A 12,502-nucleotide genomic window follows, 5' to 3' on the forward strand; every position below is an offset into this window, starting at 1 on the left:
TCTCCGGCCGCGGCCTTGTACGGTGCGAGGCGTTCGGGAGTGAGCAGTGTATTCAGGCTCTGGATCAGGGCTGTGGAACGGTTGGGCATCTCACTCCGGCGGTTCTGTAGAGCTTTGATGTGGAAGTGCTGTAGGATTATTATCGAAGACCCCGGATCGGCCTCTGCACTATGTGCATGTCACCGGGGTTTTGATCATTTCCTGGGTAGCAGTGCTGTGTCGCCGCACTTCTTATGTGGGAGTGGAGAACGCAACCGAACTTCGCGGCCGGACCCGATGTCCGCAGCTCTGTGGGTATTTCGAAGCATGAAATCCGTCCTCCGGTTCGATAGCGGAAGTCCCCATCCGGCGGCAAGGAACTGTCGCGATCACGGCGCCTAAGCTCTTTTATCTAACCGTCGATGAGTGTGCGGATCTGATCGAGGATCTCAGCAGCCTTCGCGTCGTCTGCATCGGCAACTTCGAGAAGGAAAGTATCGTTCGATGCTCCCGGTTCGAGAACTGCGTCGATCACCTTCCCTACAGCCGAACTCTTTGCGTATATGCGCACTTCTTCCCATTGTCGCGGCTGCGGGTTGCTGTCGATGGTCTGCTTGGGGTAGTACCCGAGACCAACTCCCGCCAAAGTTGTACCTACTTCAGTTAGGACGCGCGGTCCAAGCTTCCGGTAGTCGAGCATTTCCCTCAAGTCTTGTAGTGAGGCCACTACGAGCCCAAGTTGGTCTACTTCTGACTTGAGATCATCGATATTTGAATATTCCATTTTATCCTCTTCCTTAAATGTTTCTTTAGCGGGTTTATCATATCACAAGATAAATAATATGATGAAACTGATTGGTTTGTTAATGCGGTACGGGTTCCGAACCGTGTCTCGCGGACCTGTCGGGTTTCGGCTAAATCGGGGGTCGGGGAGCAGATCCGCCCAATCCGGCGCTAAGCACGGAAACATCGAGCGGTGCTGGGCTGTAGGTGATTTCATGTCGGCGTGACCGATGAGGGCGGCTACGGCCGGTTCGGGGCGTTGTCCCGTGTTGAGCTGGAACGGTTCTTCTACCTCGATGACGAAGACCGGAAGCTGGTCGCGGGTCGGCGGCGGGACTACAACCGGTTAGGGTTCGCGCTTCAGGTCGTGACGGTCCGGCAGCTCGGGATGTTCCTGGCCGATCCGCTCGACGTGCCCCCGGAGCTGGTCGAATATCTCGCCGAGCAGTTGGGTATCGAGGATTCCTCGTGTGTGAAGCAGTACACCGAGCGGGACAAGACCAAACTCGAACATGCCTGGGAGATCCAGCGCGAGTACGGGTTGACCTCGTACAGCGAGGTCGAGTCGGAGTTGGCGGCGTGGGTCTCCGACCAGGCGTGGGTGACCGGCGACGGACCGAAAGCGATGTTCGCCGGCGCGGTCGACTGGCTACGTAAACGCCAGGCGTTGCTGCCGGGTCTGCGCACGTTGGAACGTTTGGTCACCGAGGGTCGCCAGGCCGCTGATCAGCGGTTGTGGGGTCAGCTGACCGATCAACTGACCGCCGGTTCGGCTTCAGCGCTGCTGGCGTTGCTGACCGCGCCCGAGGGCAAGCGCCGTGTCAGCGAGCTGGAACGGCTTCGCCGGGGCGTGTTCCGGACCAGTTCCAAAGGGATGCTGGCGGCATTGGACCGCCTCGCCGAGCTTATCGCGGTGGGAGGGCAGTCCCTGGATGTGTCGATGGTTCCGCAGCGCCGGGTGATTGGTCTGGCCACCTATGGATTGTCGAGCAAGGCTCCTGCGTTGCGGCGCCTCGAGCCCCGCCAGCATCGGGTGGCGGTGATGGTGGCCACGGTGAAAGTGCTGTCGGGCCGAGCGACCGATGACGTGCTGGAGTTGTTCGACCTGTTGATGGTCACGGATCTGATGTCGAAGGCCGAGCGGGAATCGCGTGAGGAGAAGTTGCGCCGGTATCCGCGGGTGTCGCGTCATGCGGGCAAGCTCGCCGCGGCGGTGAAGGTGCTGTTGGAGATGACCGAGGTCGAACCGGACCTGAGCTTGGAGATGATGTGGGATCTGATCGAGAACACCGCGACCAAGAGCGAGCTCCGTGCCGCTGTCGCGGTGATCGACGAGCTGGTTCCGGTGGATGACGTCGAGTTGAACGAGCAGCGCCTGGAAGAGTTGGCGGGGCGCCTGGCCACGGTCCGGGTGTTCCTGCCACCGATGATGCGCACCGTGGTGTTCGGGGCCACCGCGGACGGTGCGGCGGTGCTGGCGGCGATGAAGACCCTCGCCGAGTTGATGTCGGCGAAGTCGAAACTGTCCGCGAGCTGGCTCGATGCTCGTCAGGTCGACCACGATCTCATCGGTGGCGGGTGGAAGCGGCTGGTCTATCGCGAGGGCCGCCCACCGGAAACTGTCGACCGGGCCGCCTACACGCTGTGCCTGCTCGAGCAGTTCCATCGACATCTCAAGCACCGCAACATCTTTGCCCCGCACTCGACGCGATGGCGTGACCCGCGAGCCCAGTTGCTGGCCGGGCCCGCGTGGGAACGTTCCCGTGAGGCCGGGATGAACGCGTTGAACCTGCCCGATGATCCGGGTTCGTTGCTCGGCGAGCATGCTGCCGCGGTGGACACCGCCTACCGTGAGGTCGTCGCGCGGCTCGATAGCGACGGTCCGGCGACGGTCGATGAGGATGGCCGTCTGCATGTCGCCTCGTTGAAGGCGGAGCCGGATCCGCCGTCGCTGGTGGATCTGCGCCGGCGGGTCCAGGCCATGGTGCCCGAGGTCGACCTGCCCGAGCTGGTCCTGGAAGTCATGTCGTGGGTGCCCGGGTTCGCCGAGTCGTTCACCCACGCCTCGGGAAATGGTGCCCGCGTCGCCGATCTGGGGTTGTCGGTCGCCGCGGTGCTGTGCGCGCATGCGATGAATGTGGGTTTCAAGCCGGTGACCAGCCCCGGTGTGGACGCGCTGACTCGTGACCGCCTGCACCACGTCGATCAGAATTATGTTCGTTTGGAGACGTTGACCGCGGCCAACGTGGAGTTGGTCAAGGCCCAAGCCGAGATCGAGTTGGCGCAGCTGTGGGGTGGTGGGCTGCTCGCCTCGGTCGATGGCATGCGGTTCGTGGTTCCGGTCCGCACGATCCATGCGAGACCGAACCCGAAGTACTTCGGCCGTAAACGGGGTATTACCTGGTTGAACATGCTCAACGACCAGTCCGCCGGGCTGGCGGCCAAGGTGGTGTCCGGCACGCCACGCGACTCGTTGAACTTCATCGATGTCGTGCAGCTTCAGCAGGGTGGCCGCCGGCCCGAGGCCATCATTACCGATACCGGTTCCTATTCCGACATCGTGTTCGGTTTGGTGCATTTGATCGGCAAGCGGTATCGGCCGCAGTTGGCGAACCTGCCCGATCAGCGGTTGTGGCGGTTCGACCAGGGCGCCGACTACGGCCCGCTCAACCAGGCCGCACGGGGGCGAATCGACACAGGAAAAATCGCCGCGCACTGGGAGGATATGTGCCGGGTCGCGGTGTCGATCCATGAGTGTGAGGTCTCCGCTCACGACGTCACCCGCATGATCTCCCGTGACGGGAACCCCACCCCGTTGGGCCAAGGGATCGCGCACTACGGGCGGATCTTCAAAACCCTGCACATCCTGCGCCTGGCCGACGACGAACCGTATCGGCGCGAAGGCAAGGCCCAGGCCAACCTGACCGAGGGCCGCCACGACCTGGGGCGTCGCATCTACCACGGGAAGAAAGGGGAGATGACCCGCACCTATTACGAGGGCATGGAAGATCAGCTCTCCGCGCTCGGGCTGGTGCTCAACTGCACGGTTCTGTGGAATACGTTCTACACCAACCGCGCTCTGGAACAGCTACGCGCCCAAGGCTATCCGGTGCTCGACACCGACGCGCAGCGGCTGTCGGCGTTCATCCGCGCCCACATCGGCATCGACGGCCACTATGCCTTCCACCTGCCCGACTTCGGCGACCGCCACCGGCCCCTGCGCGATCCCGATGCCCCCGACAAGGACGACTGAGCACGTTCGGAACTCACTGGACAGACCGACCCGTTCTGTCATGTCCAGGCTTTCGGGTGGCCGGCGGGTCGGGTCAGCAGCTGCAGCTGGGCGGGGTGTCGCCTGTCAACAGTTGCTGGGTCAGTGGGCGGCCCAGGGCGTAGGCGTCGACGACCGGCAGGACGGTGGCGCCCGGGTGCGTGTCGAGCCACCCTCGGGCGGCGTCGGCGCTGGCGAAGAAGTGGACCTGGTTGCAGAACGCGGTGCGGATGGAGTCCGGGGCGTCGGGGGTGACGACCGAGACGACGGCGGTGGCCGGGTCGAGGTGGGCGACCCGGTCGGGTTCGACGGTGAGCCGTACCGGGGTGCCGGAGGTGTGGCAGGGGGAGGTTACCTGGGCGGTGCGGCCGAGGACGGCGGGGAAGATCAGGGTGTCCAGGGCACACCAGGTGTACAGCGTCGCGCCGCCGGTCTCGAAGCGGTGCGGGGTGGGCTTCAGGGTGATGCCGCTGCCGATGATCCGGCCGTGCTCGTCGTATTCGGTGTCGGGCATGGCTTGTAGGGCGTGGCGGATCTCCTCGGCGCTGCGGCCGGTGGCGGTGGCGAGCTGGTCGAGGGTTACGGGTTCGCCGTGGGCGAGCAGCCGCAGCAGCGACGGCCACAGCCAGGGCTGGGTATGAGCGGTGCCGAGAGTGTCGTTGAGACGGTCGGCGAGTTGCTGGATCGGGCTGTTCATGAGTGTGGGCTCCTTGTCTGGTTCGGACCCGGGGCAGGCCGGTATCTGGGGGAAACGTCCAGGGCCACAGCGTTTTCGGTGGTGTGCGCCGGGTGACTTGGCGGGGTGGCTTCGACGGTAGGGTCTGTCCCCGGGGTGAGGGTCAAGCCCGCAGGTCGCATCCGCAGAGATCGCCCACTGAACACAGGTCGTCGGCGGTCACATGCGCGCTGTGTGTTGTTTCGAATTCGTCGATGCGGTCGAGGATCTGCTGGGCGTGGCCGATCCGCTCGTGGAGTCGTTGCCGGGAACGGTGCAGCAGCTCGGCCAGGTGCGTGCCGACCGACCGGCCGCTGGTGTCACCGCCGGCGGTGAGGAGGTGCTGGATTTCGGCGATGGTGAGCCCGAGCCCGCGGAGCTCGCCGATGAACCGCACGCACCACAGGGCGTCGTCGGTGTAGAGCCGGTACCCGGCCGGGCTGCGGCCCAGGGTGCAGATCAGCCCGAGGTCGGTATACTCGCGCAACGCTTTCACCGGCACCGCGGTGCGCGCGGACAATTCCCCGATCGTCATCGTCCGTGTTGTCGTGTCCATGGGTGTTCCCGGCTTCGCGTGGGGTGGGCGTGCGCGTTCAGCCTGCACAGCAGGAGAGTTTGGTGACGTCGGTGGTGAAGGTCTGGGCGGTGAGTTTCAATGCTTCGCCCATGGTCAGATACGGCGCCCAGGTGTGGGCGAGCTGGTGCACGGTCAAGCCCGCGGTCATGGCGTAGCCGGCGGCGGTGATCAGGTCTCCGGCATTGTCGGTGAGTGCGTGCACGCCCAGAATCCGGCCCGTGCCCTGCTCGGCGATGATTTTGACCAGGCCGCGGGTGTCGCGGTTGACCAGTGCCCGCGGCACGTACGCCAAGTCCAGGACCCGGCACTGGCAGGCCAGCCCGGCCTGGGCTGCTTGGGCGTCGGTCAGTCCGACCGAGGCGATCGCGGGGCTGGTGAACGTCACGCGCGGCACGGTGGTGTAGTCCAGGGTCCGGTCTGCGCCGGTGAGGGCGTTGTCGGCGACCAGGGTGCCCTGGGCGGCGGCCACGTACACGAACTGCGGGTCCCCGGTCACGTCCCCGGCGGCCCAGATCCGCGGATTGCTGCTGGCCTGGTGATCGTCGATGACGACCGCGCCGTCGGCGTCGACTGTGACACCGACCGACTCCAGGCCCAGGCCCGCGGTGTTGGGGCGGCGGCCGGTGGCGATGAGCACGTGCTCGGCCCGCAGCTCGGTGGAGTTGCCGCCGGGGGTGCGTACGGTCATCACCTTGTGCCCGTCGACGGCCAGAACTTTCTCGACGGTGGTGGCGGTGTGCACATCGATGTGCTCGTCGGTGAAGACGGCCTCGAGCGCGGCCGAGATTTCCGGTTCCTCACCGGAGGTCAGCCGAGTGCGAGCGATCACCGTCACCGTGCTGCCCAGGCGGGCGAACAGCTGGGCTTGTTCCAGTCCCACGTACCCCGCGCCCAGCACGATCAGCGACTCCGGCAGGGTGGTCAGGTCCATGGCTGTGGTCGAAGTCAGGTATCCGGCCTCGGCGAGCCCGGCCACGGGCGGTACCGAGGGCGAAGCGCCGGTGGCGATCAGATAGTGGTCGGCCTCGATGACCCGGGTGCCGCCCCCGGTCAACTCGACTCGCAGCGCTGGCGTCGCGGGCGCCCCGTCGAATACTGCGGTGCCGGACACGATCTCCCACCCGTAATCGGTGGCCAGGTCGACGTACTTGTCGGTCCGCAGGTGCTCTACCAGCGCGTCCTTACCCGCAATCAGGTCGGCGAAGTCGACCGGCACGGTGGCGGCAGTGAGCCCGGGGAACCGGCCGGCCGCCGCGGCGGTGTGGCGGGCCTCGGCGGCGGCCAGCAGCGCCTTCGACGGCACGCACCCGACGTTGACGCAGGTGCCGCCGACGGTGCCGCGCTCCACCATCACGACACGTTTGCCGAGGTTTGTCGCCGCGATGGCGGCGGCGAACGCCGCCGATCCGGAACCGATGATCGCCAGATCGGCGCGGGAATCTGTCGGGGTCACAAGGGGCCTCCTGGTCGGGCAACCGGTGAACCATCCACGGCTGCTATTCGTATTGACGAATATCTACCGGCACCATACTATGCGTTTACACGAATAGTTCAACCCCATTTGTGGAGGCGATCCTTATGCCCCGGTCTACGACCGCCGACCTCACCGTCTCTGGTGGTGAGACGGCGTGTATGCATCTGGATACGACGGCGAAGTTCTTTCGCGCCCTGTCGGATCCGACGCGATTGAAACTGCTGGAGTTCATCCTGGCCGGTGAGCGCACCTCGGCTGACTGCGTCGAGCATGCGGGGATCTCGCAGCCACGGGTGTCGATACATCTGTCGTGCCTCGCCGACTGCGGGTATGTGGTCGCGCGCCGCGACGGCAAGAAGCTGCGGTACTCGGTCGGTGACCCACGGGTGGCGGACCTGGTAATGCTGGCCCGGTCGCTGGCTGCCGACAACGCCGCCGCCCTCGAGTGCTGCACCCGCATCCCCACGGGCGAGAACGGAGGCCAACGATGAACGCGCCCAAGCGTTCCGGCGGTGTCGCCGGGCCGCTCGCGGTCGCGGGGGGGGGGGCGCTGGCGGTGGTCGTGTGCTGTGCCGGTCCCGCCCTGATCGCCGGTGGTGTGCTCGCCGGTCTCGGTGGCGTCTTGACCAGCCCGTGGCTGCTCGGCGCCGGCTTGTTGGTCGTGGCCGCCGCCGTCGGCTACACCCTGCGGCGGCGCGCCGCAGGCAAGGCCGCCCGGTGTTGCCCGACACCACCGGGTGCGGACGGGCCCGCCGCCCCGGGCGATCACCACCTCGAGAGCGTGCGCCATGACCACCTCGAATACTGAGACCACGCCGACCGACACCCCGATGGGCGTGCGGGAGACCGTGTTGACGCTGCTCGCGCTGGCCGCAGGCGGCCTGTCGTCGCTGCTGATCGTGGCTGCGACCACCAGGGGCGGCCTGGCCTCGATGCAGGTGTTGTTCTGGGCGATCGGGCTGCCCGGCATGCTGCTGGTCTTCGCCATCGGCGGCTACGCCCATTTCGCGGAATACCCGCGGCTGGCCAACCGGATCGCGGTCGGCGTCCTCGGCGGGATCGCGCTGACCGCCGCCCTCGAGGTCGTCCGCTCTGCGGGCGTGCACCTGGGATACCTGTCGGACGATGAGCCGACGATGTTCGGTGCGATGATCACCGGCGCCGACCACATGGCCGCCCCGACCCTGGCTTCCTACACGCTGGGAATCGTCTACCACTTCTTCAATGGCATCTCTTTCGCGCTGGTGTATTCCATCGTGTTCGGCCGCACCCGCTGGTGGGGTCCGGTGGCGTTCTCGGTGTTCGTCGTGTGGGTCGGCATGATGCTGTTGCCCCCGATGGCACCCATGCTCGGCGCGTTCGGCACCGGCAAATACGCGAGCGCCTGGAACCCGTACGTGGCCGACACCCTGCTCGCCCACATCGCCATGGGCCTGGCACTGGCCGCGGTGATGCACGGGCTGGCCCGCGACCGCGGCCTGCTGCTGGCACCGCGCACCCTGCCCGGCGTGCACCATCCCCCGGCCCACGCCCACCCGAGCACCTGAACTACCCCCACCCCACCCACGGAAGGCCCGTATCCTCCGATGACCCCTTTGCTGCGTACCCGCCGCACCGCCGCCGCCGCGCTCGCGCTCACCGCCGCGCTGATGCTCACCGCCTGCAATAGCACCGACAACTCCGCACCGCCCGCCCCCGGGGCACCCACCGGCACGAGCGCACCCGCCCAGTTCACCACCGTCTCCGGTAGCACCGTGAGCGTGCCCGGTGAGAAACCGACCGCGGTGTTCTTCTTCTCCGTCGGCTGCGGGGCATGCGTCGGCGGCGCGAAGGCGCTCGCGGGTGCGGCCGAAAAGCTCGGCAGTGCAGCGTCGTTCGTGCTCGTCGACATGAATCCGGGCGAATCGGCGCAGACCGTCACCGGGTTCCAGTCCGACACCGGCACCCAGGCGATACCCGCCGTGATCGACACCGGCGCAACCCTGACCACACGGTATTCGGTGGCCGCGTTGTCGACGCTGCTGGTGATCGACCCCTCCGGGAAGGTGAGCTACCGGGCCACCGACCCGTCCACCGACCAGATCACCGACGCACTGCGCAAGGCCGGGGCCGCCTGATGGGCGGGCTCCTCGCGCTGGCCTTCACCGCCGGGATGCTCGCCCCGGTCAACCCGTGCGGATTCGCACTGCTACCCGCCTGGATCACCCACACACTCGGCGACACCACCACCGCGCCCCTGCCGATCCGCATGGGACGTGCCCTGCGCGCCGGATCCGCGCTCACCGTCGGATTCGCCGGCACCCTGGCCGCCGCCGGCCTGGCCATCAGCGCCGGAGCCAAGATATTGATCAGCGCCGCCCCAAGGCTCGGCCTGGCCGTCGGAGTCGTGCTGGTACTGCTGGGCCTGCTCATGCTCACCGGCCGCAGCCTCGGACTGCGCCTGCCCGCCCGCACCCGCCGACACGCCGCGGCGTCGACGACCGCGGGCATGATGGCCGCGGGCGCCGGGTACGCGGCGGCGTCCCTGTCGTGCACGTTCGGGGTGCTGCTGGCCGTGATCGCGCAAGCCCAGGCCACCGCCGGATGGGGCGGGCTGACCGCGGTGTTCGCCGCCTACACCGGTGGGGCCGCCACGATCCTGCTGCTGGTCGCCCTCGCCACCGCCGCCGCGGGCACCGCACTGACCCGCCGGCTGGCGGTCCTGGCACGCTACGGCACCCGCATCACCGCCCTCGTACTGGCGGCCACCGGCGCCTACCTGATCTGGTACTGGCTACCCGCCGCGACCGGCCACACCACCGGGAACTCCAGCGGATCCACTACGTGGTCGGCTACCGTCAGCAACTGGTTGCAAACCCACACCACCCTGGTCACCACCGTGACCGCGCTGGCCGTGGCCGCCACCGTTGTCGCCGTCCTCGCGCACTACACCCGCACCCGCCGCCGCGGCACCGCACCCGGCTCCGTCGACTGCTGCGCCCCCGCCACGACCCCGATCGAGGAAAGGCAGCAGCAATGAGCGAACGTTACGACACCCTGGTCCTCGGTGGCGGCATGGCCGGTCTGCCCCTCGCGTTGCGCGCCGCCCGCCACGGCCGCGTCGCGTTCGTCGAGAAGGAACTCCTCGGTGGCACCTGCCTCAACCGCGGCTGCATCCCCACCAAAACCATGATCGCCTCCGCCACCGTCGCCCATCAGACCCGCCGCGCCGCCGAATTCGGTGTCCTCGTGACAGGCCCGGTCACCGTCGACCTCGCCGCTGTCGTCGCCCGCAAAGACCAGCTCGTCGACTCCATCCGCTCGGGCTCCTACCGAGCCGTCGAGAAATCCGACGGCATCGACTTCTACCACGCGCCAGGCCATTTCACCGGAGCACGCCGCCTCACCATCGACGGCACCGACCTCACCGCCGACCGCATCGTCCTCGCGCCCGGCACCCGCACCGCCCTCCCGGACATCGACGGCCTGGACACGGTGCCCTACTACACCTCCCGCACCCTGCTCGACCTCACCGACCTGCCCGCCCACCTGCTCGTCGTCGGCGGCGGCTACGTCGGCTGCGAATTCGCCCAGATGTTCCGGCGATTCGGCGCCGCCGTGACCCTGATCCAACGGGCCGAGCGGCTGCTGCCGGGCGAGGACCCCGACATCAGCGCCGCCGTCACCGACGGCATGATCGCCGACGGCATCACCGTGCTCACCGGCACCACCTGCACCCACGCCACCGGCACTGCCGGTGACATCCGAATCGGCTGTACCGGCACCGAACCCGGCGAGTTGAAGGGCAGCCACCTACTCATCGCCACGGGCCGCACCCCCAACACCGATCGCCTCGGCCTGGAACATCTTGGCCTGCAACCGGATTCGCACGGCTTCCTCACCGTGGACGACACCCTGCACACCAGCGCCGAGGACGTGTGGGCCATCGGCGACGTGCGCGGCGGGCCGATGTTCACCCACACCGCCCGCGACGACGCCGACATCGTCTACCGCAGCGCCTACCGCGGACAGGACCGCACCGCCGCCGGTCGCATCGTTCCGCACGCGGTGTTCACCGACCCTGAAGTCGGATCCGTCGGACTCACCGAACCCGCCGCCCGCGCAGCGGGTTACGACGTCCTCATCGGCCGCCAGGACTTCACCGGCGTCGTGAAAGCCCGCGCCATCGGCAACACCCGTGGCCTGGTCAAGTTCGTCGCCGACGCCGCCACCGATGCCATCCTGGGCTGTCACATCGCCGGACCCGACGGCGGGAACCTCGTCCACGAAGCCGTCATCGCGATGACCACCGGTGCCACCTACACCCAACTCGCACAAGCCATCCACGTCCACCCCACCCTCGCCGAAGGGGTCAACACCGCGGCCGGCGGCGTCCACCGCGAAATCGGGGCATAGACACCCCACGAGCATCGCCCGGCTATCGGGTGATGCAGAACTCCGACTGCCCCGGATAACACGCTGTTATCCGGGGCGAACTGGAATCCGGTCTGCGGCGACGCGTCTGCCGCCCTGCGGTGTGCCAGTTCACCGTCACACCAGTACATTTCACGGATCATCGCCGCCGGCGGGCGGCGGGGTCGGTCTGGGCCTGCCATCGCATCAGGGACTCGGCCGACGGGTTCGCGTACCTAGCCAGCGACCGCACCGAGGTGTGGCCGCTCATGCGCATCAGCATCGGCGTGGACGCCCCGTCCTCCGCGGCGTGCGTCAAACGGCTATGGCGAAGTTGATGCAGCGTGAAGGGGCCGCGGGTGAAGTCAGCGGTGTGTGTCTCGAACAATTCCAGCGCCCGGCGATACGACAACCGCCCGCGAAGGGTCGACGGGTCGATATCGTCCACGGCCACACCGGGTTTCGCCTTCCGGTCGGTCAGGAACACCGGCCCCTTCTTCCGGCCCGCCAGCAACCGCGGCAACAGCCGCGCGGTCCCGGTCTGCCACGCGACCACATCTCTTGCCCCGCCCTTGCGGGTGACCGTGCCACATCGGTTCGCCGTGTCCAGGTCCGGGATGTCGAGCAGCAACAGCTCGTCGGCTCGGGCGGCGGTCTCGTACAGCATGGTCCACAACACCCGCTCCCGCAGCGGCACATCCTGCGCAAGCAGCCCGGTGACCTCGTCACGAGTCATCGCCCGGGAATGGTCCGGGGCCACTCTGCGCGGCACCAGCCGGACGACGGGATCGCCGAGGAGCCACTCCTGTGCCCGCCAGTACTCGCACGCCCCACGCAAGGAGGCGAGGCGGACATTGAACGTCTGTGCCGAGCTGCCGCCCCACTTGAAGGTGAACCAGCCACCGACCCGCTCGGCCTCCAGCAGTCCCACATCCGAATCGGCGCCGAAGTCGCGCACCAATTGGTTGAGGGCGACGGCGTACCCGCGTCGGGTGTTGACGCTCGGGATGGTCGACAGGTACTGATCCACCGCGTCCTTCAACCGCACCCCCCGCACCGGCAACGCCCGCACCTGCCCCACTGTCAGTCCTTCCACCCGGTCATTGAAGCCCGATCGGCGCTACCGCAGATAATTTACGGAGTCACCGCGTTCGGAGCGGGGTGAAGCGCCTGGTCGCGATCGAGGTTACCGCAGATAATAGGCCATTGTCTGCGGTAACTCCTTAGCGCCGGATCGGGCGGATATGCTCCTCGACCCCCTAAATCGGGCTGAGGGAGCGGTGCGGTTCGGCTGTGGGGGTCCACCCCTCG

Annotated in this window: 12 protein-coding genes; 7 read left to right on the top strand and 5 right to left on the bottom strand. The window is 67.3% G+C overall.

What is annotated here, in order from left to right; translation table 11 throughout:
- Positions 1 to 391 precede the first annotated feature (391 nt).
- Complete coding sequence (locus tag ACZ3J7_RS37255) at positions 392 to 763, bottom strand: hypothetical protein (protein ID WP_351642795.1); 372 nt, start codon at positions 761 to 763, stop codon at positions 392 to 394.
- Positions 764 to 985: 222 nt separating this feature from the next.
- On the opposite strand from ACZ3J7_RS37255, the gene ACZ3J7_RS37260 reads away from it, so the two are divergent.
- The gene (locus ACZ3J7_RS37260; protein ID WP_050655204.1) at positions 986 to 4,015 is read left to right on the top strand and encodes a Tn3 family transposase; all 3,030 of its coding nucleotides are present in this window, start codon (positions 986 to 988) and stop codon (positions 4,013 to 4,015) included.
- Between the two features lie 73 nt (positions 4,016 to 4,088).
- Here the strand turns inward: ACZ3J7_RS37260 and merB are convergent, their stop codons facing one another.
- The 3 genes from merB to merA form a co-directional block, all read right to left on the bottom strand.
- The gene (gene merB / locus ACZ3J7_RS37265; RefSeq protein ID WP_050655203.1) at positions 4,089 to 4,730 is read right to left on the bottom strand and encodes an organomercurial lyase MerB; all 642 of its coding nucleotides are present in this window, start codon (positions 4,728 to 4,730) and stop codon (positions 4,089 to 4,091) included.
- 142 nt (positions 4,731 to 4,872) lie between these two features.
- Positions 4,873 to 5,304: a MerR family transcriptional regulator gene (locus ACZ3J7_RS37270; protein ID WP_238587942.1), complete on the bottom strand. Its 432-nt coding sequence runs from the start codon at positions 5,302 to 5,304 to the stop codon at positions 4,873 to 4,875.
- A 37-nt stretch (positions 5,305 to 5,341) separates the two neighbouring features.
- Positions 5,342 to 6,778, bottom strand: coding sequence for a mercury(II) reductase (merA, locus tag ACZ3J7_RS37275; RefSeq protein WP_050655202.1), 1,437 nt, complete (start codon positions 6,776 to 6,778; stop codon positions 5,342 to 5,344).
- A 179-nt stretch (positions 6,779 to 6,957) separates the two neighbouring features.
- Here merA and ACZ3J7_RS37280 point away from each other — a divergent pair, with 179 nt between their 5' ends.
- From ACZ3J7_RS37280 to ACZ3J7_RS37305, 6 genes are read left to right on the top strand one after another with little or no spacing between them, the layout of a single operon-like run.
- On the top strand, positions 6,958 to 7,290 hold the full coding sequence (locus ACZ3J7_RS37280; RefSeq protein WP_350834920.1) for an ArsR/SmtB family transcription factor: 333 nt from the start codon (positions 6,958 to 6,960) through the stop codon (positions 7,288 to 7,290).
- Positions 7,287 to 7,607, top strand: coding sequence for a hypothetical protein (locus ACZ3J7_RS37285; RefSeq protein WP_350834922.1), 321 nt, complete (start codon positions 7,287 to 7,289; stop codon positions 7,605 to 7,607). Before ACZ3J7_RS37280 ends, ACZ3J7_RS37285 begins: the two co-directional genes overlap by 4 nt.
- Entirely contained in the window at positions 7,588 to 8,346 is a 759-nt protein-coding gene (locus tag ACZ3J7_RS37290; protein WP_134999797.1) for a hypothetical protein, read from the top strand. Before ACZ3J7_RS37285 ends, ACZ3J7_RS37290 begins: the two co-directional genes overlap by 20 nt.
- A gap of 39 nt (positions 8,347 to 8,385) precedes the next feature.
- Positions 8,386 to 8,916 carry a TlpA family protein disulfide reductase gene (locus ACZ3J7_RS37295; RefSeq protein ID WP_050655199.1) on the top strand — a complete coding sequence of 177 codons (531 nt, stop codon included), beginning with the start codon at positions 8,386 to 8,388 and terminating at the stop codon, positions 8,914 to 8,916.
- Complete coding sequence (locus ACZ3J7_RS37300) at positions 8,916 to 9,818, top strand: cytochrome c biogenesis protein CcdA (RefSeq protein WP_050655198.1); 903 nt, start codon at positions 8,916 to 8,918, stop codon at positions 9,816 to 9,818. The genes ACZ3J7_RS37295 and ACZ3J7_RS37300 overlap by 1 nt, the downstream gene beginning before the upstream one ends.
- Positions 9,815 to 11,194, top strand: a complete 1,380-nt coding sequence (locus tag ACZ3J7_RS37305; protein WP_050655197.1) for a dihydrolipoyl dehydrogenase family protein — start codon at positions 9,815 to 9,817, stop codon at positions 11,192 to 11,194. The genes ACZ3J7_RS37300 and ACZ3J7_RS37305 overlap by 4 nt, the downstream gene beginning before the upstream one ends.
- Positions 11,195 to 11,351: 157 nt before the next feature.
- Here ACZ3J7_RS37305 and ACZ3J7_RS37310 read toward each other — a convergent pair whose 3' ends face one another.
- The gene (locus tag ACZ3J7_RS37310; protein ID WP_238587940.1) at positions 11,352 to 12,287 is read right to left on the bottom strand and encodes a tyrosine-type recombinase/integrase; all 936 of its coding nucleotides are present in this window, start codon (positions 12,285 to 12,287) and stop codon (positions 11,352 to 11,354) included.
- Positions 12,288 to 12,502: the final 215 nt, after the last annotated feature.

It is taken from the genome of Kitasatospora sp. NPDC015121 (assembly GCF_055562955.1).

Bases quoted from the DNA above. Each gene is read 5' to 3' on its own strand.
- ACZ3J7_RS37255 (WP_351642795.1), bottom strand. From the start codon at position 763: ATGGAATATTCAAATATCGATGATCTCAAGTCAGAAGTAGACCAACTT.
- merB (WP_050655203.1), bottom strand. From the start codon at position 4,730: ATGAACAGCCCGATCCAGCAACTCGCCGACCGTCTCAACGACACTCTC.
- ACZ3J7_RS37270 (WP_238587942.1), bottom strand. From the start codon at position 5,304: ATGGACACGACAACACGGACGATGACGATCGGGGAATTGTCCGCGCGC.
- ACZ3J7_RS37280 (WP_350834920.1), top strand. From the start codon at position 6,958: ATGCATCTGGATACGACGGCGAAGTTCTTTCGCGCCCTGTCGGATCCG.
- ACZ3J7_RS37285 (WP_350834922.1), top strand. From the start codon at position 7,287: ATGAACGCGCCCAAGCGTTCCGGCGGTGTCGCCGGGCCGCTCGCGGTC.
- ACZ3J7_RS37290 (WP_134999797.1), top strand. From the start codon at position 7,588: ATGACCACCTCGAATACTGAGACCACGCCGACCGACACCCCGATGGGC.
- ACZ3J7_RS37295 (WP_050655199.1), top strand. From the start codon at position 8,386: ATGACCCCTTTGCTGCGTACCCGCCGCACCGCCGCCGCCGCGCTCGCG.
- ACZ3J7_RS37300 (WP_050655198.1), top strand. From the start codon at position 8,916: ATGGGCGGGCTCCTCGCGCTGGCCTTCACCGCCGGGATGCTCGCCCCG.
- ACZ3J7_RS37305 (WP_050655197.1), top strand. From the start codon at position 9,815: ATGAGCGAACGTTACGACACCCTGGTCCTCGGTGGCGGCATGGCCGGT.